The sequence below is a fragment of the Paracoccus luteus genome (assembly GCF_004522155.1).
Classification (GTDB): Bacteria; Pseudomonadota; Alphaproteobacteria; order Rhodobacterales; family Rhodobacteraceae; genus Paracoccus; species Paracoccus luteus.
Window position 1 is genome coordinate 201,409 of sequence record NZ_SDEA01000004.1, and the last position, 23,659, is coordinate 225,067.

At 69.1% G+C, this 23,659-nt stretch carries 27 protein-coding genes and 1 tRNA gene; 12 read left to right on the top strand and 16 right to left on the bottom strand.

Annotation, left to right across the window (positions count from 1 at the left end; translation table 11 throughout):
• Window positions 1-383 precede the first annotated feature (383 nt).
• The 8 genes from EPA64_RS07590 to EPA64_RS07625 all read right to left on the bottom strand — a co-directional run bounded on the left by EPA64_RS07590 (window position 384) and on the right by EPA64_RS07625 (window position 6,436).
• On the bottom strand, window positions 384-641 hold the full coding sequence (locus EPA64_RS07590; RefSeq protein WP_134725671.1) for a PepSY domain-containing protein: 258 nt from the start codon (window positions 639-641) through the stop codon (window positions 384-386).
• A gap of 261 nt (window positions 642-902) precedes the next feature.
• A complete protein-coding gene (locus EPA64_RS07595) occupies window positions 903-1,490 on the bottom strand; it encodes a HupE/UreJ family protein (protein WP_134725672.1) in 588 nt (195 codons plus the stop codon).
• Window positions 1,491-1,536: 46 nt separating this feature from the next.
• On the bottom strand, window positions 1,537-2,367 hold the full coding sequence (ureG, locus tag EPA64_RS07600) for an urease accessory protein UreG (RefSeq protein WP_134725673.1): 831 nt from the start codon (window positions 2,365-2,367) through the stop codon (window positions 1,537-1,539).
• 18 nt (window positions 2,368-2,385) lie between these two features.
• Window positions 2,386-3,171 carry an urease accessory protein UreD gene (locus tag EPA64_RS07605; protein WP_167626618.1) on the bottom strand — a complete coding sequence of 262 codons (786 nt, stop codon included), beginning with the start codon at window positions 3,169-3,171 and terminating at the stop codon, window positions 2,386-2,388.
• A 25-nt stretch (window positions 3,172-3,196) separates the two neighbouring features.
• On the bottom strand, window positions 3,197-3,757 hold the full coding sequence (locus EPA64_RS07610; protein WP_246026662.1) for an urease accessory protein UreF: 561 nt from the start codon (window positions 3,755-3,757) through the stop codon (window positions 3,197-3,199).
• Window positions 3,758-3,883: 126 nt separating this feature from the next.
• Window positions 3,884-5,593 carry an urease subunit alpha gene (locus EPA64_RS07615; RefSeq protein ID WP_134725676.1) on the bottom strand — a complete coding sequence of 570 codons (1,710 nt, stop codon included), beginning with the start codon at window positions 5,591-5,593 and terminating at the stop codon, window positions 3,884-3,886.
• Entirely contained in the window at window positions 5,580-5,921 is a 342-nt protein-coding gene (locus tag EPA64_RS16270; protein WP_167626627.1) for an urease subunit beta, read from the bottom strand. Before EPA64_RS16270 ends, EPA64_RS07615 begins: the two co-directional genes overlap by 14 nt.
• Window positions 5,922-6,133: 212 nt before the next feature.
• Window positions 6,134-6,436: an urease subunit gamma gene (locus EPA64_RS07625; RefSeq protein WP_134725766.1), complete on the bottom strand. Its 303-nt coding sequence runs from the start codon at window positions 6,434-6,436 to the stop codon at window positions 6,134-6,136.
• Between the two features lie 278 nt (window positions 6,437-6,714).
• Here EPA64_RS07625 and EPA64_RS07630 point away from each other — a divergent pair, with 278 nt between their 5' ends.
• Window positions 6,715-7,797 carry an FUSC family protein gene (locus tag EPA64_RS07630; RefSeq protein ID WP_134725678.1) on the top strand — a complete coding sequence of 361 codons (1,083 nt, stop codon included), beginning with the start codon at window positions 6,715-6,717 and terminating at the stop codon, window positions 7,795-7,797.
• A 327-nt stretch (window positions 7,798-8,124) separates the two neighbouring features.
• Window positions 8,125-9,066: a ring-cleaving dioxygenase gene (locus EPA64_RS07635; protein WP_134725679.1), complete on the top strand. Its 942-nt coding sequence runs from the start codon at window positions 8,125-8,127 to the stop codon at window positions 9,064-9,066.
• A gap of 198 nt (window positions 9,067-9,264) precedes the next feature.
• Here EPA64_RS07635 and EPA64_RS07640 read toward each other — a convergent pair whose 3' ends face one another.
• From EPA64_RS07640 to EPA64_RS07650, 3 genes are read right to left on the bottom strand one after another with little or no spacing between them, the layout of a single operon-like run.
• A complete protein-coding gene (locus EPA64_RS07640) occupies window positions 9,265-9,579 on the bottom strand; it encodes a GNAT family N-acetyltransferase (protein WP_134725680.1) in 315 nt (104 codons plus the stop codon).
• A 1-nt stretch (window position 9,580) separates the two neighbouring features.
• Window positions 9,581-10,153 carry a DoxX family protein gene (locus EPA64_RS07645; RefSeq protein ID WP_134725681.1) on the bottom strand — a complete coding sequence of 191 codons (573 nt, stop codon included), beginning with the start codon at window positions 10,151-10,153 and terminating at the stop codon, window positions 9,581-9,583.
• A complete protein-coding gene (locus tag EPA64_RS07650; protein WP_134725682.1) occupies window positions 10,150-11,700 on the bottom strand; it encodes a VOC family protein in 1,551 nt (516 codons plus the stop codon). The genes EPA64_RS07645 and EPA64_RS07650 overlap by 4 nt, the downstream gene beginning before the upstream one ends.
• A gap of 214 nt (window positions 11,701-11,914) precedes the next feature.
• Between EPA64_RS07650 and EPA64_RS07655 the strand changes: the two genes are divergently transcribed.
• The 6 genes from EPA64_RS07655 (at window position 11,915) to EPA64_RS07680 (ending at window position 19,403) form a co-directional block, all read left to right on the top strand.
• Window positions 11,915-12,847 carry a pirin family protein gene (locus EPA64_RS07655; RefSeq protein WP_134725683.1) on the top strand — a complete coding sequence of 311 codons (933 nt, stop codon included), beginning with the start codon at window positions 11,915-11,917 and terminating at the stop codon, window positions 12,845-12,847.
• Between the two features lie 205 nt (window positions 12,848-13,052).
• The gene (locus tag EPA64_RS07660; protein WP_134725684.1) at window positions 13,053-13,418 is read left to right on the top strand and encodes a HesB/IscA family protein; all 366 of its coding nucleotides are present in this window, start codon (window positions 13,053-13,055) and stop codon (window positions 13,416-13,418) included.
• An 82-nt stretch (window positions 13,419-13,500) separates the two neighbouring features.
• Window positions 13,501-14,241, top strand: coding sequence for a triose-phosphate isomerase (tpiA, locus tag EPA64_RS07665; protein WP_134725685.1), 741 nt, complete (start codon window positions 13,501-13,503; stop codon window positions 14,239-14,241).
• Window positions 14,242-14,429: 188 nt separating this feature from the next.
• On the top strand, window positions 14,430-14,918 hold the full coding sequence (locus tag EPA64_RS07670; RefSeq protein WP_167626619.1) for a MarR family winged helix-turn-helix transcriptional regulator: 489 nt from the start codon (window positions 14,430-14,432) through the stop codon (window positions 14,916-14,918).
• Window positions 14,915-16,252, top strand: coding sequence for an efflux RND transporter periplasmic adaptor subunit (locus tag EPA64_RS07675; protein ID WP_134725687.1), 1,338 nt, complete (start codon window positions 14,915-14,917; stop codon window positions 16,250-16,252). Before EPA64_RS07670 ends, EPA64_RS07675 begins: the two co-directional genes overlap by 4 nt.
• A gap of 10 nt (window positions 16,253-16,262) precedes the next feature.
• Window positions 16,263-19,403, top strand: a complete 3,141-nt coding sequence (locus EPA64_RS07680) for an efflux RND transporter permease subunit (RefSeq protein ID WP_134725688.1) — start codon at window positions 16,263-16,265, stop codon at window positions 19,401-19,403.
• A gap of 127 nt (window positions 19,404-19,530) precedes the next feature.
• Here EPA64_RS07680 and EPA64_RS07685 read toward each other — a convergent pair.
• The 3 genes from EPA64_RS07685 to pdxH form a co-directional block, all read right to left on the bottom strand.
• Window positions 19,531-19,607: transfer RNA gene (locus tag EPA64_RS07685), tRNA-Pro, on the bottom strand.
• Window positions 19,608-19,655: 48 nt separating this feature from the next.
• Window positions 19,656-20,180: a DUF192 domain-containing protein gene (locus EPA64_RS07690; protein WP_134725689.1), complete on the bottom strand. Its 525-nt coding sequence runs from the start codon at window positions 20,178-20,180 to the stop codon at window positions 19,656-19,658.
• A gap of 68 nt (window positions 20,181-20,248) precedes the next feature.
• Window positions 20,249-20,854, bottom strand: a complete 606-nt coding sequence (pdxH, locus tag EPA64_RS07695) for a pyridoxamine 5'-phosphate oxidase (protein ID WP_134725690.1) — start codon at window positions 20,852-20,854, stop codon at window positions 20,249-20,251.
• A gap of 62 nt (window positions 20,855-20,916) precedes the next feature.
• On the opposite strand from pdxH, the gene fabI reads away from it, so the two are divergent.
• Genes fabI through gpt form a run of 3 tightly spaced genes read left to right on the top strand, consistent with a single transcriptional unit; the run spans window position 20,917 to window position 22,928 of the window.
• Window positions 20,917-21,756, top strand: coding sequence for an enoyl-ACP reductase FabI (fabI, locus tag EPA64_RS07700; RefSeq protein WP_134725691.1), 840 nt, complete (start codon window positions 20,917-20,919; stop codon window positions 21,754-21,756).
• Window positions 21,757-21,789: 33 nt separating this feature from the next.
• On the top strand, window positions 21,790-22,401 hold the full coding sequence (locus EPA64_RS07705; protein ID WP_134725692.1) for a LysE family translocator: 612 nt from the start codon (window positions 21,790-21,792) through the stop codon (window positions 22,399-22,401).
• Between the two features lie 11 nt (window positions 22,402-22,412).
• Window positions 22,413-22,928, top strand: coding sequence for a xanthine phosphoribosyltransferase (gene gpt / locus EPA64_RS07710; protein ID WP_134725693.1), 516 nt, complete (start codon window positions 22,413-22,415; stop codon window positions 22,926-22,928).
• Window positions 22,929-23,004: 76 nt separating this feature from the next.
• Here the strand turns inward: gpt and EPA64_RS16275 are convergent, their stop codons facing one another.
• Window positions 23,005-23,175, bottom strand: a complete 171-nt coding sequence (locus tag EPA64_RS16275; RefSeq protein WP_167626620.1) for a hypothetical protein — start codon at window positions 23,173-23,175, stop codon at window positions 23,005-23,007.
• 17 nt (window positions 23,176-23,192) lie between these two features.
• Window positions 23,193-23,381 (bottom strand): hypothetical protein, encoded by a 189-nt coding sequence (locus EPA64_RS07715; RefSeq protein ID WP_134725694.1) that lies wholly within the window; start codon window positions 23,379-23,381, stop codon window positions 23,193-23,195.
• Between the two features lie 116 nt (window positions 23,382-23,497).
• On the opposite strand from EPA64_RS07715, the gene EPA64_RS16280 reads away from it, so the two are divergent.
• Entirely contained in the window at window positions 23,498-23,647 is a 150-nt protein-coding gene (locus EPA64_RS16280; RefSeq protein ID WP_167626621.1) for a hypothetical protein, read from the top strand.
• Window positions 23,648-23,659: the final 12 nt, after the last annotated feature.

Genomic DNA, 23,659 nt, shown 5'->3' on the forward strand with positions numbered 1-23,659 from the left:
GCATCGGAACCTTGATCGCGTCAGGGCGAAGGTCGCCTTGGAATCCACCCAGCCGCACCGCGTGGCCGCGGGGGGTTAAGGCCGGATGCGAGAATGTCGTCGCGCGAAGCAGCGGCTGCCGAGGGAAGCGATCCGAGACCTGGACCCTCGAGGTCACGTCGTTGGCAAGCCGACAGGGGCGGACAGTGTCGGGATGGCGAAGATGTTCGGCTATCGGCTCGAAAGCGCCACACTTCATCATCCTCGACAGGGCCGTTCACCCCATCCAGCAGCGCCGCCAGACGTCTTGTGCGGGCCCGCAAAGAAGACCGGGGCAGACACTATCCGCCCCGATCCGCCTTGTTCCTTGCCGCCGCCTTGCAAGGCAGGGACACGGGACAGCTTCAGGGTCGCGGCTCTCCGGTCATCGCGTCGAGCTTCACTTTCACCTCGGCTCCGTCGGCGCCACGGTATTCGACCTCCCAATAACCATCGTCGTCCCAATCGGCCTCATCGATATAGGCAAGCTGGTCGCCCACGCGAGATTCCAGGGCAGCAAGCACGGCAGACAGCTTCATTGCCCCCGCAGGCGGCGGGGTGTCGGCGGCCAGGACGGTGGTGGGAAGCAGGGCCCCCAGCAGGACAGCGGCAAAAATACGCATCTCGGATCTCCTTGGCTGTAACATTGCTTAATCGCCCAGCCTTGCTGTTGGTTCCGGGCTACCCAGACCTCGGGGGGAGGCGGGGTGAATCATTGGTCCAAGCGGATGATAGCGGACTGCCCTTGCGCGGGATTTCCTTTCCTGCCGGGACCGGACGTCGGCCGCATCTTTCACAGCGCGTCCGAACGCGGGGTCGCCCGCGAGGACGGCCGATCGGACGCCGACCGGCTTGCCGCGCGGCCAGTCCCGGCGTCTCCGCCCTCAGCCGAAGGCCAGCGCGACGCCTGCAAGCGCGGCGCCGGCCCCCAGGCCGCGTGTCACGACCCGGCCGCGCGCGTCGCCGCGCCTTGCGATCAGGGCTGCGGCCAGCCCCACCGCCACGCCGACGGCATGCAGCAAGACCGTCGCCAGCACGAAGCCCGTTCCGAACCGCAGCGACCCCGCGCCGCCAAGCTCGGTGCCGTGGGCAAAGCCGTGGAACAGCGCGAAAACCGCGACGATGGCGGCGCAGGTCCGCACGTCCAGCCGCACCGCCATCGCGACCACGAGGCCAAGCACCACGATCGAGGCAAGGATCATGGGCTCGACCAGCGGCAGCGAGACGCCGGTCAGCGCCAGACCGAACCCCGCGATCATCACCGCGACAAAGGCGGCCGGCACGGCCCAGATCGCCCCCCCGCCCAGCAGGCTGGCCCAGAGGCCGACGGTGATCATGGCGAGGATGTGATCGAGCCCGAAGAGCGGGTGCGAGAAGCCCGCCGCGACAGAGCCATACTGGCCATGCGGAAGATGGGCCAGCGCGGGCGTCGCCGCGAGGCCGAGGCAGAGGACGGGAAGCAGTCGTTTCATCGTCATGGTCCTTTCTCGAGGGAGTGCAGGTCGTGGCGTCGCATCCTCAGTCGTGCGAATGGGAATGCGAATGCGCGTGTCCGTGGGCGTGCGTGTGTCCGTGACCGTGATCGTGATCGTGATCGTGATCGTGATCGTGGGTGTCGCCGGGGGCGTGCCGGTGTCCGTGATCGTGATCGTGGGTGTCGCCGGGGGCGTGATGATGCGGCGCCATCGGGCCGGGGTCCACGGGGGTGTGACCGCCGGCGGTCCACGAGGCGTGCAGTTGCCGCACCCAGTCGCACAGCTTTTCCACGGTTTCCGGCCGCTTGCGCGAGAGCGGCAGGACCGGCGCGCCGTTCCGCGCCTTCTCGGCATCGGCGACCATCTGCGCCACGTCCACGTCGACATGCTGCCCGAGATCGATCTTGTTGATGACCAGCAGGTCGGCGCGCGCGATTCCGGGCCCCCCCTTGCGCGCCACGTCGCCGCCGCCGGCCACGTCCAGAACGAAAAGCTGCGCATCGACCAGCGCCGGCGAGAAGGTCGCGGTCAGGTTGTCGCCGCCGCTTTCGACCAGCACGATGTCGAGCGGCGCGAAGTCGCGCTCCAGATCCTCGACCGCCATCAGGTTCATCGTCACGTCGTCGCGGATCGCCGTGTGCGGGCAGGCGCCGGTCTCGACAGCGCGGATGCGTTCCTCAGGCAGAACGCCTTCGGACCTGAGGAAGCGCGCGTCCTCGTCCGTGTAGATATCGTTGGTAATGACTCCCAGCGCGAACTCGTCGCGCAGGTGCCTGCAAAGCGTGGCGATCACCGAGCTTTTGCCCGTGCCCACGGGGCCGGCGACGCCCAGCCGCAGCGCGCGGGTTTCTTGCGGTTGCCTGTCGTCGGTCATCTCTCGTCCTCCTTCATGTCAGATTGCCCAGGGCGGGCCGAGCTGGTGCAGGCCGCGTGTCAGCAGATGGCGCAACGCCAGGCTGTCGGGCGCCACCGCGCCGATGGCGACGCCGGGACCAGCCAGCGGCATCAGCGCCGCGTCCTTGTGGAACGGCAAGGCCGGAGGGCGCATGTCCGTCCAGCACGGGTCCACCGCCACGATCGATCCGACCGCGGCCGCATCGCCCAGAACGGCGGCGCCGTTCCAACCATCCCAGGCCTGTCCGAAGCGCAGCTGTTGATCGTAGAGCGCCGCGCGGCCTCGGGTGATGCGAAGACGGCCGCTGAAATCGCCGGGCGCTTCGCCGTGGCGGCCCAGCAGCATCTCCTCGCGCAGGATCATGCGCGCGCTTTCGGCAAGGGTGATCCGCACATCGTGGCGATGATCGCAGCGCCGGGCCGCGATGATCGGCTGGGGCCACCAGACGAATGTCGCGCCGTCGTCCACCCGCACCGTGATCGACATGCGCGACTGGCCTTCCCTCGGGCCAGGCAGGACCAGCATTGCCGAGATTTCTGTCAGCACCAGCGTGCTGCCCGCCCCGACTTGCACATCCAGGGCATAGCTGTCACCGCCGAGCGGTCCGGCAGTTCCTGCCGCCAGGGCGACACGCGCGACGTCGTGCCTGCGGTCGGTCAGCGGCTCGGGGCCTTTGGGGTGGCAGGGGCGCAGCACAAGCGGGCCGTCCGAGCGCAGGGTTCTCACCCGGCTGCCGCGGCCATTGGCGGCAAGCTCGCTTGCCAGCACCGCGCGGGCGGTCATCGCGCCCGGGCGTCCCGAGGCCGCCTTACGAAGCGAAGAGGCGTACATCGCTTCTCCTGTGATGCTCTGCCGCGATATCCGTCAGCGGCGAGCCGGACGCGGGCAGGTCGGCTGTGGGGCCGTCCGCCGCCTTTGCCGCCTCGGCGGCCAGGCAGTCCAGCCGATCCGTCATGCGGGCCAGGATGGCATGCACCTCGAAAGGATCGACGCGCATGACCTTGGCGGCGGCCGCCGCCGCCCCGGCATTGTTCTCGTGCAGGATCGCCAGTGCGGCGGCCCGCGGCCCCAAGCCGAAAACCGCCGCCGCGACGCCCATCACGACGGGCTGATGCGGCGCGGCCCCGAGTGCCGCGAAATGCGGGTGTGGATGGATGCCGTTCATGGCGCGCCGAAGCTGACGCCCCAGATCGCGCGACACCTTGCGCAGCTCCGGCGACGGGATGCGCGCGTCAAGTTCCGCTTCCAACTCGGCAAGATCAGACAGGTTGCCGCGTCCCGCGCGCGCGCAAGCTGCGGCTGCGAAGGCGGCGGCGATCGATCCGGCAGTCTCAACGCGCCCGATCAGAAACCTTTCCAGCCCGGCCACATCCGCCACCCGGCCCGCGGCGACCGCAGGCTCCAGACCGCCCGAATGGGCATAGCCACCCGCCGGCAAGCGCCCGTCGGCAAGCAGAAGAAGCGCCGCCTGTCCTCCCGACCCGAGGCTTTCCATTCAGAACAGGAAGTATCTCTGCGCCATCGGCACCACGTCCGCAGGCTCGTGATCGGCAAGTTCGCCGTCGATCCTGACCGCATAGGTGTCGGGATCGACCTCGATGCGCGGCATTGCGGTGTTCTCGGGCATGTCCTCCTTGGTGCGGCCACGTGTGTTCTCGATTGCGATGAAGCGGCGATTGGTGTCGATCCGGTCCGGCAACCCGTCGTCAATCGCCGCCTGCGACACGAAGGCGACCGATGTCGCCCCCGCCGCAGGGGAATGGACGTTGAAGCCGGTCCGCGCCAGCACCGGCTGCGGCGTCGGGATCGAGGCGTTGGGATCGCCAAGGGCCGCGCTGGCCACCATGCCGCCGGTGAACACCGTATGAGGCCGGATCCCGAACAGCGCCGGTTGCCACATCACGATGTCGGCCTTCTTGCCGACCTCGATCGAGCCGATCTCGCGCTCCAGACCATGCGCGACGGCAGGACAGATCGTGTATTTCGCCACATAGCGCCGCGCGCGGTGGTTGTCGGCGCGGCCGTCGCCGGGCAGCGATCCGCGCAGCTTCTTCATCTGATGCGCGGTCTGCCAGGTCCGCATCACCGTCTCGCCGATACGCCCCATGGCCTGCGCATCCGACGACATGATGGAGATCGCCCCCAGATCCTGGAGGATGTCCTCCGCCGCAATGGTGCCCGCGCGAACGCGGCTTTCGGCGAAGGCCAGATCGTTGGGGATCTGCGGGTTCAGGTGATGGGCCACCATGACCATGTCCAGATGCTCGGCCACCGTGTTGCGGGTAAAGGGCCGCGTCGGGTTGGTCGAGGCGGGCAGCACGTTCCGCTCACCGGCAATCCTGATGATGTCGGGGGCATGCCCACCGCCCGCGCCCTCGGTATGGAAGGCGTGGAAGGTGCGGCCCGCGACGGCGCGAAGCAAGTCCTCGACGAAGCCGGCCTCGTTGAGGGTGTCCGAGTGGATCGCCACCTGCACGCCCGATTCTTCGGCCACCGAAAGGCAGGCGTCGATCACCGCGGGGGTCGAGCCCCAGTCCTCATGCACCTTGAAGCCGCCGACGCCGCCGCGCAGCTGCTCCCACATCGCCTCCTTGGACATGGTGTTGCCGCGCCCGAGAAACAGCACGTTGACCGGCCAGGGATCGAACCCTTCCAGCATCCGCTGCATCCACCACGAACCGGGCGTGGCGAGCGTGGCCTTCGACCCTTCCGTCGGGCCCGTGCCGCCACCGGTGACGGTGGTCACGCCCGAGGCCAGCGCCAGCTGCAGCATCTGCGGCCCGACGAAATGCACATGGGTGTCGACCGCCCCGGCGGTGGCGATCAGCCCGTTTCCCGACATGATCTCGGTCGAGGGGCCGATCACCAGCGCAGGATCGACGCCGTCCATCGTATCCGGGTTGCCGGCCTTGCCGATGCCGGTGATGCGCCCGTCGCGGATGCCGATGTCCGCCTTGATGATTCCCCAGTGATCGAGGATCACCGCGCCGGTGATGACCAGATCCGGCGTGCCCTGCGCGCGGGTCGCGGCCGACTGCCCCATCGACTCGCGGATCGACTTGCCGCCGCCGAAGACGGCCTCGTCACCGCCGGCCGAGCGATCCTCCTCGACCTCGATGACGATGCAGGTGTCTGCGAGACGAATCCGGTCGCCTTTGGTTGGTCCGTAGGACGCGACATATTCGCGACGATCAACCCTTTGCATTGTCCAGCTCTCCGCCGCAGAGGCCGCGCAGGCCCAGCACCACGCGCCGCCCCCTGATCGGGACCAGCTTCACTTCCTCCACCGCGCCAGGTTCAAACCGCTCGGCCCCGCCCGACAGGATCGCCAGGCGCTTGCCCCAAGCGGCGTCCCGGTCGAAGTCGAGCGCCGCGTTCACCTCGGCAAAGTGGAAATGCGACCCGATCTGGATCGGTCGGTCCGATGTGTTGGTCACGCGCAGGGTCGTGACCTCCAGCCCTTCGTTGATGACGACGTCGTCTTCGCAATACAGGATCTCTCCGGGGATAAGCGGCTCGGCCTCGTCATCCAGCGGCGCGTCCGAATGCCGGCGGGGGGCCTGCCGCGTATTGCCGCCGGGCCGGCGTGGCTCGCTTGGGGAACTGACCCCGGACGACCTGGTCCGCTCCTCGGCCTCGGCGCTTGTCTGGTCATAGTCGTGCCCCGGATCGTCGGTCGGGTGCCTGGCCCTCGGGCCGCCCGTGTTTTCCGACAAAAGCTCCGCGAAGGGATTGCCTTTTCTGGTCATCGTATCGGCTCCGTCACGGTGACAAGCTTGGTCCCGTCGGGAAAGGTCGCCTCGACCTGGATCTGGGCGATCATCTCGGGAACGCCCTCCATGACATCGTCCCGGCTCAGGACATTGCGCCCCCATTCCATCAGATCCGTCACCGTCTCGCCGTCCCGCGCGCCTTCGAGAAGGAACGACGTCAGCAGCGCGGTCGCTTCCGGAAGGTTCAGCTTCAGGCCGCGGGCCTTGCGTTCCAATGCGAGCTTGCCGGCCGTGTAGACCATAAGCCGCTCCTGCTCATGCATGCTGAGTAACATCGATGCCTCCCGCTCGCAGTCGTGAGTCTCGCGGCCATATTGTGTGTTCTTCGACATCATGTCACTCGCTCTGTCGCGCAAACGGGTTGAGGGTAAGCTCTGGCGAATCCAGCGTGACGGCTGATCGCCTGAGCAGACCGACAACCCTGCGAGCATTCCATTGGCTTGCCGCGAAACTCCCGCTTCAGAAGGTCCAGGATGAAAACCGATCCGGCCCCGAGCCTTGGCACGACAAGACCTGACCCGCGTGCGGGCGCTTGCATGGCGCCTGAGTCGAAATGAGACGCTGGCTGTCCCGGCATCGCTGGCAACTGGTCCATGCGCTGCGCACGACCACCGCCAGCGTCCTTGCACTGGGCGCGGCCCATGCGCTCGGGTTTCGGGTGGCGCTTCCGGCGGTCATTGCCGCGATCATGGTGACGCAAGGCAATGTCGGCGGCTCGCTGAAGATGGCGACCCAGCAGTTCGTCGGATCGCTGGCCGGCGGCGTCTATGCGGCCCTGATCATCCTTGCGGTCCTGGCGCATGATCCGCTGTCCGGCGCGCTTACGCTGGCGATCGCCCTGGCGCCTCTTGCGGTGCTGGCGGCGCTTTCCCCCGGATACCGGATCGCGCCCGTCACCGCGGCCATCGTTCTTCTGGGCGGACCCGACCCTGACACCAGCCCGCTGGCCTTTGCCGCCGACCGCATCCTGGGCGTCGGCCTGGGATGCGCGGTGGGACTGGTTGTGTCGATCCTGGTCATGCCCGCCCGCGCGTCCCGATCGGTTGTCGAGACGGGGGGCCAGGTGGCGCGGCTGCTGGCGGGACAGCTCCGCACACTCGCATCGCGGGATGCCCGGTGCCAGGCCGAGCTTGGCCGGAGGGCCGGGGAGATCCGGGAAAACCTCATCCGTCTTGACGCCTTCGTGGCCGAGGCCGAGCACGAGAGGCGCGCGCGGCTCGCCCGGGTTTCAGACGGGCAGCGGCTGTTGCGGACCCTCAGGCGGGTGCGCCATGACGTGGACATGATCCGCCGCGCGGCGCGCGAGGCGGGCAACGTCGCCCTGCACGATTGCGCCGCCGCCTCGTGGCGTCACGCGGTCGAGAGCGCCGCGGCGACATTGCAGGGCATCTGCCGGCTGCTGGCCGGGCAGGACGTGCCGGACGACTTCAGCACCCTCGCCTCGGCCGTCCGGGACTACAGGATCGCCGTGGAGGAGATGCAGCGCGCCGGCCTGACGCAAACCCTGCCGACCGCCGATCTTGGCCGCCTGTTCGGCATCGGCTTCGCGCTGGAACAGCTTCGGCGCGATCTGGACGATCTGATCGAGCTGTCACGAGAGGTGTCCAGCCCGCGCGGCACGTCGGGGGAGAAATGACCTTGGGTTCCCGACGGGCTTGTACCGGACGTGGTCTTGCAACAGCAAGGTGTCGCTGATCCGGTGGGGCAGCCGCGGCGCGATCCGCGCCCGCCCCGCCACCAGCGGCCCCGCCGCGCGCCTGAAAACCCCGCGCCGCCGGGTTCCGCGCAGACGGTCGGTGAAGCCATCCGCCGCGTGCCTTAAGGCGGTGTAGATTTCCTGGATCGGCGCCGCCCGCTTCGGACGCATCCGCCGTTCGCAATCACCGAACGCCGGCTTCGTCCCGCGCAGACTGGCAGCTTGCACGCCGCGCCCCGATATCGGCTGCAACGAAAGGAGTTCCACATGCAACTCACCGGCATCCACCACCTGACGGCCATCACCGCCGACGCGCCCGCCAACAACCGCTTCTATACCGAGAGGCTGGGGCTGCGGCGGGTCAAGAAGACCGTCAACCAGGACGACACCTCGGCCTATCACCTGTTCTTCGCCGACGGCGCGGGCAGCCCCGGCACGGACCTGACCTTCTTCGACTGGCCCGTGGCGCGCGAGCGGCGCGGCACCCATTCGATCAGCCGCACGGGGCTGCGCGTGGATGAGGCCAGCCTCGACTGGTGGGCGGCGCGGCTGCGTGACGAAAAGCTGACCGTGGGCGAGATCGCGACGCTGGACACCCGCGCAAGCCTCGACTTCGAGGATTCCGAGGGCAAGCGCTTCCGCCTGACCGCCGACCGCCTCGGCGAAAGCCACCCGTGGCACCGCAGCCCGGTCCCGGCCGAGCACCAGATCCGCGGCCTCGGGCCGATCACCATCTCGGTCCCCGACCTCGCGCCGACCGAAGCGGTGCTGACGCAGGTGATGAACATGCGCCGCGTCCGCGACTATGCCAGTCTCGACGGGCAGGGGCAGGTCCATGTCTTCGAGATGGGCGAGGGCGGCCCCGCGGCGGAACTGCACGTGGCTGTGCAGCCCGGCCTGGCCGTCGCGCGGCAGGGCGCGGGCGCGGTCCATCACGTCGCGTTCCGCGTGCCGGACGCGGCCGCGATCCACGACTGGGCGCAGCACCTGAACAGGTTCCGCATCCCCTCCTCGGGCGAGGTCGAGCGTTACTACTTCCGCTCGCTCTACTTCCGCGAGCCGAACGGCATCCTGTTCGAGATCGCCTCGGACACCCCCGGCTTTGCCGTGGACGAGCCGTTCGAGACGATGGGCGAGGCGCTGTCGCTGCCGCCCTTCCTTGAACCGCGCCGCGCGCAGATCGAGGCCGGGCTGAAACCGCTCGTCTGATCTGACGAAACCAAGGCCGCCGGGGCGATCCGGCGGCCTGCCCCTGCCCCGGCAGCTGTCATGATGCGCCAAGTCCGCGCATCGACCGTATTGTGTCGCCGGATCGTCGATCACCGCCGACGCGCAGTTCTCGGGCGTCAGCAGGAAATCGGTCGCCGGGTCGCGCAGCGGTTCGGCCAGGACTTGGCCATCATGTGCTTACGGGTTTGTGGCGGGCTGGGTGGTGAACAGATCGGCCCATTCGGGGCGGCGCGCGGCCTGTTTGCGCACGAAGGGGCACAGCGGGATGATGCGGAACCCGGCCTGCCGCGCATCCTCGACCATGAACTCGACCAGCGCCTTGCCCACGCCCTGGCCGCCCAGGGCGTCCGGCACGCCGGTGTGATCGGCGCTGATGATGCCGGGGCCGCGATGGGTGAAGGTCAGCTCGGCCTCGGCATCGATGCCGCCAACGCGCGCGGCATAACGGCCGCGGCGGGCGCCGTCCTCCTTGGTGATGGTGATGTCGGCCATGTCAGAACTCCCGTTTCAGAAGGGTGCGGTCCACGGACAGCGGACCGGCGCCGAAGGCGGCAAGCAGCAGCGCCGCCACGGTCCACAGCGCCGAGAACCCCTCGGCCTTGAACTGGACCTGGTGCAGGAACCCCGCGCCGCCATCGGCACCGAGGTTGCGCAGCCCGTCGGCGGTGAACAGCGCCGCGTTGCCGCCAAGCGCGGTCACGCCCTCGGGCGAGAGGATCGCCGCGCCATAGGGATGCGTGACATGGAACCACAGCGTCACCGCCAGCATCACCGCGCTGGCGAGCGCCACCGGCCGGGTCAGGAAGCCTGCGAGGATCATCAACCCGCCCGCGAACTGCAGCACCGCCAGCGCCGCCGACCACAGCCAGCCGGGATAAAGGCCGATGCCTTCGGTGAACCCCGCCATCGCGAAGGGCGCCGTGATCTTGGGCCATCCCTCGATCACCAGCATTCCGCCGACCACCACGCGCAGCGCGACATAGGCCAGCGGCCGCGCGATCCAGTCGTAGAACGGCCCCAAGAAGGGCAGGATCAGCGGGGTCCTGCGCTGGGTCGGCGGGATCATGGCGTCGCCCCGCCCGCCGTCCCGGCTTGTGTGAGAAGCCAGCCCTTGGCGATGTCCAGATCCTGCGCAGACAGTTCGTGTCCGGCGTCGATCAGCCGCGCGTCCAGATCAGCGCCGGCGGCCTTCAGCGAGGCTTCCAGCGCCGGGGCCATGCGCGCGAAGGGATCGCGCGCGCCGGTCAGCAGCAGCACCTGCGTGCCCGGCAGCTCGGCGGCGGGTGCGTCCTCCAGCACCTCGATCCCGCGCAGAAGGATCGCGCGGCCGATCACGCCCGGATGCAGCCGCAAAATCGCGCCCAGCAGATTGGCGCCGTTGGAATAGCCAAGACAGGTCATTCGCGCCGGGTCGAGGCCATAGCCCCTGACCGCGCCCTCGACGAAGCCGGCGAAGGCTTCGGCCTCGGCGCGGATGTCGTCCTGGTCATAGGTCACGGCATCGAAGCGGCGGAACCAGCGGGTGATGCCTTCCTCGGTGGACCGTCCCCGCACCCCCAGCAGCGTCGCGCGCGGGTTCAGGCGCGCGGCCAGCGGCATCAGGTCGGCCTCGTTCCCCCCGGTGCCGTGCAGCAGCACGACCACCGTCCCGTCGGGATCGTCGGGGGCATGAAAGCGGTGAACGAAGGGCAGATCGCGCATCGGCATCCTTTCCTCGCCCGGCCGGGCGAATTGCGGCAGCATCAGGCGCAGATCCTCCGCGCGGGCTGCGTCATGGGGCGGGATCATCAGGGCCTCGCCCAGATGCTCCGGGTCTTCATCCACCGTGAAGCCGGGGCCATCGGTCGCGTATTCGAACAGCGTCCCCGCCGGTTCGCGCACATAGAGCGACAGGAAATACTTGCGGTCGTGGACGTTGGTCGCGCCGTCATGGCCGCGCAGGTCCAGCCGAATCCGTCGCACGGCATCCGCGTCCGGCGCGCGGAAGGCGACATGGTCGATCACCCCCGCGCCCGGACCGCCGGTCACGAAGCCCGCCGACTGGCGCAGGTCGATCACGTCCGTGTCGGATTGCATCCGGGTGAAAGGGCCGTCCCGCAGCACCACGCGATAGCCGAAGCGTGCGGCAAAACCGGCCGTGGCCGCGGCATCCTCGGTCAGGATCGTGACCGCACGGATGCGTGTCGGCGCAATCGGATCGGGCAAGGGCGCTGTGGCGGGCAGGTCCGCGCCGACCAGCTTGACGACGATCCCGTCGGGGTCACGCAGGCGCAGCACCGTCTCGCCCAACTCGCGCGCAGGGCCGGTGACGGGCACCCCGGCGGCCATAGCGCGTTGCAGCCAGTCGCCGATGCTGGCGGGCGGGATGGCAAGGGCGATCTCGCTGACCTGTCCCAGTCCCACGCGGCCCCGCGCGCCGTCCTGCCAGACGAGGAAGGTGGCGACCGATCCGGGGCTGCCCAGCCGGTCGCCATAGAACAGGTGCAGCTGCTCGGCATCCTCATAGCCGCCAGTCTGCTTGACCAGCCGCAGCCCCAGAAAGCCCGCGTAGAAATCAACGTTCCGCTGAACGTTGCCGGTGATCGCGGTGACGTGGTGGATGCCCGTCGTCACCGGCCAGCCTCGTCCGCGTCAACGCCTGGGCGGAATGTCGTCATGAAACGCGCTCCCGCAGGGAAATCCCGGCCAGCGTGGGATCGTCGCCGGCGCTTGTCCAGCAGTTTCCCCCCGAAAGCAGCGTTCGGCCAGCAAGAACGCCTTGGATGTTGATCGTTTCAGAAGAACGAATATCATCCTGACTGCCCGCCATAGTCACAAGGATCGACAGATGAGCTGGAACCCCGCATTCGAGCCCGGTTGCCCCGACGAGGTCGGCGTGGACGCCATCGAGACCCTGATCATCCCGCGCGCCCGCGACCTTGGCGGGTTCGAGGTGATGCGCGCCCTGCCCGCGCCGAAACGCCAGATGGTCGGCCCGTTCATTTTCTTCGACCAGGCCGGCCCGGCCGAGTTCCTGACCGGGCAGGGCATCGACGTCCGCCCGCATCCGCATATCGGCCTCGGGACCGTGACCTATCTCTATCGCGGCGACTTCCACCACCGCGACAGCATTGGCAGCGATCAGGTGATCCTGCCGGGCGCGGTCAACTGGATGGTCGCGGGCAAGGGCGTCACCCATTCGGAACGCACCAGCGCCACGGGGCGGCAGGGACCGCACAGCCTCTATGGCATCCAGACCTGGATCGCCCTGCCCGAGGACCGTGAGGAGATGGAGCCGATCTTCGAGCATCATGGCGCGGGCGCGCTGCCGCAGATCACGGCCGACGGCGTCGATGCGCGCCTGATCCTGGGCACCGCCTATGGCGAGAAGGCGCCCGCGACGCTCTATTCCGAGACGTTCTATCTGGACGTGACGCTGATGCCCGGCGCGCGCTTTCCACTGCCCGACGATCACGAGGACCGCGGCCTTTATATCACCGAGGGATCGGTCAGCATCGCGGGGCAGCTGTTCGAGGCTGGCCAGATGATGGTCTTCCGCCCCGGCGACCGGATCACGGTGGCCGCCGGGCCGCAGGGCGCGCGGCTGATGGCGCTGGGGGGCGCGACGCTGAACGGGCCGCGCCATATCTGGTGGAACTTCGTGTCCTCGTCGCGCGACCGGCTTCAGGCCGCCAAGGAGGAATGGCGCGCCGCCCGCTGGGGCGAGGGCCGGTTCGATCTGCCCCCGGACGACCGCGACGAGTTCATCCCGCTTCCCTGAACGCCAGGACCAGCCGCCGGCATCCCGCACGCGCGGCAGACCTGCCGCGGCTGGCAGCGGTCGGACGATGAGGCATCTTGGCCGGCTGAACAAATCAACGGGGCACGGAGCGGGGCGCACGAAGGCGCGCGCGGCGCAGGCCGCCACGACTTGAGACTGCGCCGCGTCGTCCCTATCTTGAAGGGCAGCGCGAAAGGCCCCCCTCATGTTCTCGATCCCCGGCAAGCCCCCCGTCAGCATCACCCCGGCCGCCGAGGCGCGCATCGCGCGGCTGATGGCCGAACGGCAGGCGCAGGGCCTGCGGATCGGCCTGAAAAAAGGCGGCTGCGCGGGCATGGAATACACGATGGAACTGGCCGACGCGGCCTCCCCCGGCGACGAGGTCGTCGAACAGGGCGCCGCCCGCGTGCTGATCGCGCCCACCGCGCAGATGTTCCTGTTCGGCACCCAGATCGACTATCAGACCGGGCTGCTGGACAGCGGGTTCAAGTTCGTGAACCCCAACGTCACCGACACCTGCGGCTGCGGCGAGTCGATCCGCTTCGAACCGATCGCGCCCGCCGCCGGTTGATTGACCCGCCGGCTGACGCCCCCTTGATCCGCCCCGCGCAGGCAGGCTAGGCCCGGCGGGCAGCCGAAGGGGAGAGATCACGATGCGCAAGCTTGCCGCCGGAAACTGGAAGATGAACGGGTCGCTGGCCGGCCTTGGCGAACTGGATGCGCTGGCGGCGGCCTGCCCCGACGCCGCCTGCGAAATCCTGATCTGCCCGCCCGCGACGCTGATCCACCCGATGGTCGCGCGCATCAAGGGCGGCGGCATCGCGGTCGGCGGACAGGACTGCCACGCAGCAGGCGCCGGCGCGCACACCGGCGACATCGCCGCCGAGCAGTTGCGCGACGCGGGCGCCACCCATGTCATCGTCGGCCATTCCGAACGCCGCGCCGATCATGCCGAAACCGACACCGCCATCGCCGCCAAGGCGGCCGCTGCCCACCGCGCCGGGCTTTGCAGCATCGTCTGCGTGGGCGAGACCGAGGCGCAGCGCGACGCGGGCGAGACGCTGGACGTCATCGCGCGCCAGCTCGCCGGTTCGGTGCCGGACTGCGCCACCGCCGACAACACCGTCATCGCCTATGAACCGGTGTGGGCCATCGGCACCGGCCGCACGCCCTCCGACAACCAGATCGCCGAAGTCCACGCGGCGATGCGGGCGGCCCTGGTGGCGCGGTTCGGCGACGGGGCGGGCATGCGGCTGCTGTATGGCGGGTCGGTCAAGCCGTCGAACGCCGCCACGATCTTTGCCCTGCCCGACGTGGACGGGGCGCTGGTCGGCGGCGCCAGCCTGAAGGGTGCGGATTTCGCCCAGATCGTCGCGGCGCTGGACGCGGCCTGAACGGCAGCGGGCGGCACGGCCGCAGCGTTCGGTTCTGCGGCCCCTGCCCCTTCAAGTGGCGGTCCAACTGACCCCCGAGTTACTTTGATAGTCCAAAGCATCTGGACATTTCCGCCCTGCGCCCCTAGATTTGCGCCCTTGGGGAGGCCGCAGCCGCGGCCCTGCCCCGGTTTCCGAAAGGCGAACGGGTGAAGACGGATTCGGACACCGCACGGCTTGAACGGGCGCTGTGGTCGCTGGTCATACGGTTCGGCAACCGCCGGATCGTGGCCGAGATCGCGGGCGGGACGGGCCACCGGCTGCCCGCCGGATCGTGGGCGCTGCTGGATTACGTCCACACGCTTGGCCCCATGCGCATCAGCGACATCGCCGCGCTGCACGGGGTCGAGGTCTCGACCGTCACGCCCCGCCTGCAGACGCTCGAGGCCGCCGGCCTGATCGAGCGGCACCGCGACCCGGCCGACGGGCGCGTCTGGATGATCGCCATCGGCCGCGCGGGGCGCGAGGCGCTGGACCGCATCCACCGGGCGCGCGCCGACCTGATGGCACAGGCGCTGTGCCCCGACGACACCGCGCGGCTGCAATCGCTGGTGCCGATCATCGAACGCCTCTCTGACCATCTCAACGATCTGGCGCCCGTCCCCGAGGCCGCCGACAAGGAAGCGAGCCACACATGACCAAACCCGTCCCCCGCCTGGCCGTCGTCGCCATGCTGATGTGCGGGCTGGCTGCCCCTGCCGGCGCCCAGCAACCCGCGATGCCGCCGACGCCCGTCAGCGTGCAGACCGTGCAGACCGAGGCGCTGCCGATCATCAGCGAATTGCCGGGCCGCGTCTCGGCGACCCGGATTTCCGAAGTGCGGCCCCGCGTGTCGGGCATCCTGGAAGAGCGGGTGTTCGAGCAGGGCAGCGCCGTGAAGGAAGGCGACGTGCTATACCGCATCGATGCCGCCCCCTTCGAGGTGCAGGTCAGGGCGGCCGAGGCAGCGGTCGCGCGCGCCAGGGCCACGCTGGCCAGCGCCGAGGTCGAGCTGAGCCGCCAGACCGAACTGCGCGACCGCAACGTCGCCGCCGCCGTCGAGTTCGAGCGCGCCGAGACGGTCGTGCTGCAGGGCCAGGCCGACGTGGCGCTGGCCGAGGCGGCGCTGGCCGAGGCGCAGCTGAACCTGGATTACACGCAGGTGCGCGCGCCGATCAGCGGCACCATCGGCCGCGCCCTTGTGACCGAGGGCGCGCTGGTCAGCAGCGCCGGCCCGCATCTTGCGCTGATCCAGCAGCTTGATCCCGTCTATGCCGACTTTACCCAGTCCACGTCGGAACTGTTCCGCCTGCGCCGGGCGCTGGACGCGGGCGAACTGGCCGCCACCGCGCCCGGCGAGGCGACGGTGCAGCTGCTGTTCGACGACGGCAGCGCCTATGAGGAACTGGGCACGCTGCTGTTTTCCGAAGCCGCCGTGGACGAGACCACCGGCCAGGTCACGCTGCGGGGCCAGTTCCCCAACCCCGACGGCAAGCTGCTGCCGGGGCTGTATGTGCGCGTGCGCATCATCCAGGCGGTGAACGAACACGCGGTCGCGATCCCGCAAAAGGCGGTGCTGCGCGACGGGCGCGGCAACGCGCAGGTCTATGTGCTGAACGACGACAACACCGTCGATCTGCGGCCGGTCGAACTGGGCGCCACGCTCGAGGATCGCTGGCTGGTGCGAAGCGGGCTGGAAAGCGGCGACACGCTGGTCGTCGAAGGCGCGCAGAAGCTGTATCCGGGCGCGACCGTCGCGCCCGAGCCTGTGGCCCCGGCCGATCCGACGCCGACGCCCGCCGCGCCCGACGGCGCGGCAGCGCCCGCGACACCGGCGACCGATGCGCCGGATGCCGCCACGCCTGCGACCGATGCACCGGCCGCGCAACCCGCCCCGGCCCAACCTGCGACCGATGCGCCGGCCGATCCCGCTGCGCAACCCGCCCCCGATCAACCGTCGGACGAGGCGCCCGCGCCCGCCGCCGCGAACTGAGGGGCGGCACATGGCACAGCTGTTCATCGGCCGGCCCATCCTTGCATGGGTCATCGCCATCCTGATCTCGCTGGCGGGAATCCTCGCGCTGCCCGGCCTGCCGATCAGCCAGTATCCGTCCATCGCGCCGCCGCAGATCACCGTGCGCGCGATGTATGTCGGCGCCTCGCCCGAGGAGATGTACGAGGGCGTGGCCCAGCCCATCGAAGAAGAGATGAACACCATCGACGGGATCCGGTATTTCGAATCCACCTCGGACGCGTCGGGGATGATCACGATCACCGCCACCTTCGCCGCCGGGACCGAGATCGCGACCGCCTCCGTCGACATGCAGAACGCCGTCAGCCGGGTCGAGCCGCGCCTGCCGCGCTCGGTCGTGCAGAACGGCATCACCGTCCAGCAGGCCGGGTCGGGGTTCCTGATGATGGTCGCGCTGACCTCGTCGGACGGCACCCGCGACGAGGTCGATCTGGGCGACTATCTGACCCGCAACGTGCTGGGCGAACTGCGCCGGATCGAGGGCGTGGGCAACGCCCAGCTGTTCGCGGCCGGCCGCTCGATGCGGGTCTGGATCGACCCCGACAAGCTGACCGGCCTGAACCTGACCAGCGCCGATGTCACCAACGCGATCAACGCCCAGAACGCGCAGGTGGCCGCCGGCCAGATCGGCGCGGACCCGAACCCGATCAACCAGCAGCTGACCGCGACCGTGCTGGTCAAGGGGCAGCTGACCACGGCGGACGAGTTCCGCAACATCGTCCTGCGGGCCAATCCCGACGGCTCGACCGTGCGGCTGGGCGATGTCGCGCAGGTGGAAGTGGGCAGCGAAAGCTATGGCTTTTCCTCGCGCCTGAACGGCCAGCCAAGCGCCGCGGTGGGCATCCAGCTGTCGCCGACGGGCAACGCGCTGGCGACCTCGTCCGAGGTGCGCGAGACGATGGCCGAGCTGGCGGCCTTTTTCCCGCCGGGCATCGACTATTCCATCCCCTATGACACCGCGCCCTTCGTCGAGAAGTCGATCTCGAAGGTGCTGGTGACGCTGATCGAGGCGGTGGCCCTGGTCTTTGTCGTGATGTTCATCTTCCTGCAGAACGTCCGCTATACGCTGATCCCGACGATGGTGGTGCCGGTCGCGCTGCTGGGGACGCTGGCGGTCATGTTCGCGGTCGGGTTTTCCGTCAACGTGCTGACCATGTTCGCGATGGTGCTGGCGATCGGCATCCTGGTCGACGACGCCATCGTCGTGGTCGAGAACGTCGAACGCATCATGGCGACCGAGGGCCTGCCCCCGCGCGAGGCGACGCGCAAGGCGATGGGCCAGATCACCGGGGCCATCGTCGGCATCTCGCTGGTGCTGTCGGCCGTGTTCATCCCGATGGCGTTCTTTCCCGGATCGTCGGGGATCATCTACCGCCAGTTCTCGCTGACGATGGTGGTGGCGATCCTGTTCTCGGCGTTCCTCGCGCTCAGCCTGACGCCGGCGCTGTGCGCCAGCTTCCTCAAGCCGATCGCCGCCGGGCACCATGAAAAGCGTGGCCGCTTCAGCCCGTTCGGGCTGTTCAACCGCGGCTTTGACGCGACCACGCGCGGCTATACCGGCGCCGTCCGGCGGATGACCGGGCGCAGCGGGCTGGTGATGGTCGTCTATCTGGGGATCGTGGGCGCGATGGCCTACGGGTTCTCGGGGCTGCCCAGCTCGTTCCTGCCGAACGAGGACCAGGGCTTCATCCTCGTGGACCTGCAGACCCCGCCCGCCGCATCCGCCAACCGCACGGACGAGGCGATCGTGAAGGCCGAGCAGATCTTCGGCAGCCACGAGGGCGTCGAGAACGTCGTCGCCATCCGCGGCTTCAGCTTCTCGGGGTCGGGCACCAACGCGGCGCTGATGTTCGTCACGCTGAAGGACTGGGCCGAACGCGACCAGTCGGCGCAGGAAATCGCGGACTGGGCCAACGGGCAGCTGTTCGGCATCAAGGACGTCCGCGCATTCGCACTGTCGCCGCCCCCGATCCAGGGCCTGGGCAGCGCGGGGGGCTTCAGCTTCCGCCTGCAGGACCGTGGCGGCAACGGCCAGCTTGCCCTGCAGGCCGCCACCCAGCAGCTGATCGACGAGGCGACCGCAACCGGCGTCGTCGTGGGCGCCCGCGTCGAGGGGCTGCCGGCGGCCGCGCAGGTGATCCTGACCATCGACCGCGAAAAGGCCAACACCTTCGGCGTGACCTTCGCCGACATCAACGCCACGATCTCGCACAACCTTGCGTCGTCCTATGTCAACGACTTCCCGAACCAGGGGCGGCTGCAGCGCGTCGTGGTGCAGGCGGGCGAAACGGCGCGCATGGCGGCCGAGGATCTGCTGGACCTGACCGTGCGCAACGTGAACGGCGGGATGGTCCCCTTTTCGTCCTTTGCGACCGTGCACTGGCAGAACGGGCCGACGCAGGTCGTGGGCTACAACGGCTATCCGGCCGCCCGCATCTCGGGCAACGCCGGGCCGGGGTTCACCACCGGCGAGGCGATGGCCGAGATCGAGCGCCTCGCCCAGACGCTGCCGCAGGGCTTTGGCTATGAATGGACCGGCCAGTCGCTGGAGGAGATCGAGGCCGGCGCGCAGGAAGGGCTGCTCTATGCGCTCAGCATCGTGCTTGTGTTCCTGCTGCTGGCCGGGCTTTACGAAAGCTGGTCGATCCCGCTGTCGGTCATGCTGGCCGTGCCCCTTGGCGTGGCGGGCAGCGTGGCGGCCGCGTGGCTGGCGGGCCTGCCGAACGACATCTATTTCAAGGTGGGCCTGATCACGATCATGGGCCTGGCGGCCAAGAACGCCATCCTGATCGTCGAGTTCGCCAAGGAACTGTGGGCGCAGGGCCAGTCACTGCGGGACGCCGCGCTTGAGGCCGCGAAGCTGCGGTTCCGGCCGATCCTGATGACCTCGCTGGCGTTCACGCTGGGCGTGGTGCCGCTGGCCACGGCGACGGGCGCAAGCTCGGCCAGCCAGAACGCCATCGGCATCGGGGTCATCGGCGGCATGATCGCGGCGACCGTGTTCTCGGTCTTCTTCGTGCCGGTGTTCTTCGTGTGGGTGCTGCGGCTGTTCGGGCGCAAGAAGCCCGCGGCCCACGCCCCCGTCGAGGCGACACCCGCGCCAAGGACGTAGGCGCAGCGGGCGGACGAAAGGCAAAAGGCGCGCCGGGGAAACCCGGCGCGCCTTTTCCATGGGTTTCCACCCAGCCAGGCGGCGGTCGGACCGCGCCGCCGAAACATGCCGCATCTGTCTGGAACATTGGTCGGGGCGAGAGGATTCGAACCTCCGGCCTACGGTACCCAAAACCGTCGCGCTACCAGGCTGCGCCACGCCCCGGACCGCCGCCCTTTTAGGCGGGGTGCGCGCGGTCGGAAAGCGGAAACTTCACCGACAGGGCGCGACCGCGCCTTGCTGGGGAACGGACGGGTGGGCCAGCCTTGCGCCGGGGGTCAGGGCCAGCCGCGCGGCCTCGCCCCCGGCGAGTTCCAGGACCAGCAGCCGGTCGGGATCGGGATCGTCCGCTGCCGCGCCGAAGATCGGCGTCAGATCGTGCGGCCGGGCCTTGGCATGGATGCGGCGCAGGACGCCGGTCGCGTCAAAGAACAGCATGTCCAGCGGGATCAGCGTGTTCTTCATCCAGAACGCCGTCGGCTGCGGCGTCTCATAGACGAACAGCATGCCCTGTCCCTGCGGCAGCGCCTCGCGTCCCATCAGCCCTTGCGCGCGGGCCTGCGGCGTGTCGGCGATCTCGACCGCGATCTGCGCCAGCGGGGTGTCCCCGGTCGGGGGCAGGATCGTCGCGGTGCCGGGCGCGCAGACCGTCGCCGCGGCGGCCGGTCCCGCGGCCGCCAGCGCCAGGGCGGCCGCGGCCGCGTTTGCCCGCATCCGGGAAAAGCAAGTCATCTGCATCGCCGCGTCCCCTGCCCTGCTGCCTTGCGCGCAAGCCTGACCGGGCGGGCGCGCAAACGCAATCACCCTCAGGGCTGCAGGCGCGTGACCGTCCACGGCGCGCCCGGCCTTTCGCGCCGCCACTGGAAGCGGTCGTGCAGGCGAAAGGCGCCGTCGGCCCAGAACTCGATCTGGACGGGCGTGATGCGGAACCCGCCCCAGAACGGCGGCCGCGGCGGGTTCAGCCCGTGACGCAGACCCTGTCGCGCCACCTCGGCCACCAGCGCCGCGCGGCTTTCCAGCGGCTGGCTTTGCCGGCTGGACCACGCGCCGATCCGCGATTGCAGCGCGCGGCTGGCGTAATAGGCGTCCGCCTCGGCGCCCTCGGCCCGCGCGACGGGGCCGCGCACACGGATCTGGCGGCGCAGCGATTTCCAGTGCATCACAAAGGCCGCATTGCCCGACGCCGCGATCTGGCGGCCCTTGGCGCTGTCATAGTTCGTATAGAACACGAATGCGCCCGGCTCGATGTCCTTCAGCAGCACCATGCGCACGTCGGGCATGCCGTCCGCGTCCACGGTCGCCAGCGCGATGGCGTTCGGATCGTTCGGCTCGGCCGCCTGCGCCTCGGCCAGCCACGCGCGGGCAAGGGCGAAGGGATCGTCGCCGGCGAACAATGCTTCTTGGTCGGTCATCTTGATGCCCCGCTGGCTTTGCCCTAATCCTCACCAAAGGTTGAAGACGCGGGGATCATTGCATGTCAAGCGGACGGACGGACGGCGGGCTGATGGCCGGCAAGCGCGGGCTGATCATGGGGCTGGCCAACGACAAGTCGCTTGCCTGGGGCATCGCCCGCGCGCTGGCCGCCCAAGGCGCGGAACTGGCCTTTTCCTATCAGGGCGAGGCGTTGAAAAAGCGCGTGGCGCCGCTGGCGCAGCAGCTGGGGTCCAACACCGTCCTGCCGTGCGACGTGGCCGACATGGCGTCGGTCGATGCGCTGTTCACCGCCCTGCGGGACCAGTGGGGACAGCTTGATTTCCTGGTCCACGCCATCGGCTTTTCCGACAAGGAGGAGCTGCGCGGCCGTTATGTCGACACCACGCGCGACAACTTCATGATGACGATGGACATCTCGGTCTATTCGTTCACCGCCGTGGCGCAGCGCGCAGCGGCCCTGATGCGCGATGGCGGCAGCCTGCTGACCCTGACCTATTACGGCGCGGAACGGGTGATGCCGCATTACAACGTCATGGGGGTGGCGAAAGCCGCGCTCGAGGCGTCGGTGCGCTATCTGGCCGAGGATCTGGGCAAGGACGGCATCCGCGTGAACGCGATCAGCGCGGGGCCGATCAAGACGCTGGCGTCGTCGGGGATCGGCGATTTCCGCTATATCCTGAAATGGAACGAGCTGAACTCGCCCCTGCGCCGCAACGTCACGACCGAGGACGTGGGCAAGTCGGCGCTGTATCTGCTGTCCGACCTCGGCAGCGGCGTCACCGGCGAGACGCATCACGTCGATGCGGGCTATCATATCGTCGGCATGAAAGCGGTGGACGCGCCCGACATCGACGCCGTCACCAACCGCAAGGCCGACTGACGCCGGTCCGCGCAGCACCCCGAAGGCCCCGCGATGGACGCGATCACCCTGCCGCAGCTGGCGCTGTTCGTGGCCACGCTGGGCCTTGCCATCGTCTCGCCCGGCCCCGCGATCATCGCGGCCAGCCAGTCGGCCGCGTCGCGCGGGCGGCGCGCGTCGATGCCCTATGCGATGGGGCTGGCTGTCGGGGCGTCGCTGTGGTGCCTGTTTGCGCTGTTCGGGCTGACGGTGCTGTTTCGCTGGATGCCGTCGCTGTTCGTCGCGCTGAAGATCCTGGGCGGCATCTATCTGCTGTGGATCGCGTTCCAGATGTGGCGCCACGCCGCCGACCCACTGGACATGGCGGGCGAGACGGTCAGCGGCCCCGGATTCGCGCGCGGCGTGGCGCTGAACCTGTCCAACCCCAAGCCCGCGCTGTTCTATTCGGCAGTCATCATGTCCGTCTTTCCGTCGCTGCACGGCGCGGCCCCGGCGGTCGTCTATGGGGTTGCCCTGGCGGTCGAGCTGGGGTTTTACGCGGCCGTGACGGCTTTGATGTCGACCGGACCCGTCCGGCGGCGCTATTACGGCGCAAAGACATGGATCGACCGCATCGCGGGCGCGCTGATCGGCGCGCTGGGGCTGTCGCTGATCCTGCGCCACTGAAAGGAACGCCAATGGCCAAGACCCCGTCGGACCGCCTGCCCCATGAAAAGGGCTTTCACGTCAGCTGGGACCAGCTGCACAGGGATGCCCGCGCGCTGGCATGGCGGCTGGACGGACATGGGCCGGCGGACGGCGACTGGAAGGCGGTCGTGGCGATCACCCGCGGCGGCATGGTGCCCGCGATGATCGTGGCGCGCGAACTGGATATCCGCACGATCGACACGATCAGCGTGAAGTCCTATCGCAAGGGCGAGCAGGGATCGCTGGCCGTGCTGAAATCGCCCGACGCCGAACTGATGGGCGACGGCGATGGCGTGCTGGTCGTCGACGATCTGGTCGATTCAGGCCGCACGCTGGAACTGGTGCGCTCCATGTTCCCGCGCGCCCATCTGGCCACCGTCTATGCCAAGCCCAAGGGCAAGCCGATGGTGGAAACCTACGTGACCGAGGTCAGCCAGGACACCTGGATCTTTTTCCCCTGGGACATGGCGCTGCAATACGTCGAACCCTATCGCGGCACCGACTGAGGGGTGGGCGGGCGCGGCCGATGCCGGCCGCGCCAATTGGGGGCACGAGACCGCAGCCGGCCCCTGCCCGGCAGTCTCAGCCGGTGGCCTTGTCGCTTTTTGCGGGCGGCGCGTCACCCTTGGCCGTGTCCGGGTCGCGGATGGCGGCGTCCTGCACGGATTGCTGGCGCTTGTTGCGCTCGGCCTCCTCGGCGGTGACGTCTCGGGGGGGCGCATAGCCGTTGCGCTCGAACGATTGGTTGGGCATGGGGATCTCCTTTTCCTTCAGGCGCCGACGTCGTCGGGGCCGCGCGGCTCGGTGGGCATGGTGCCGTTGGCGGGGATGCCGTCCTGTTCCGCCTCGCCCTTGTATTCGTTCTGCAGGATCGACGGGTCCGCGCCGGATTCGCCCCGCTTGTCATCGCTGATCGCGTGGCGCGGCTGCGTCGGTTCGTTTTCGGGGTCTGGCTTCATGATCGCCTCCTGGGTCATGCAGGCGAAACCAGCGGGGCGCCGCACAGGTTCCGTGGAACCGGGCCGCGTCCCGCACGTTGACCCGACCACGTCACGCGTTTGCGAGGTGACTTCGCATGACCAAGGAAATCCGCCGCTATGAGCTGGTCGAGGATACCAGCGACGAGGAAGCGGGCAAGATGAAGGCCCAGATGCGCGTCGAAGAGGCGCAGCGGCTGCGCCGCGCCCGCCAGGAGCAGACCGCCAAGGCCGCCTCGGCGCGCTGACGCGGGCCTCAG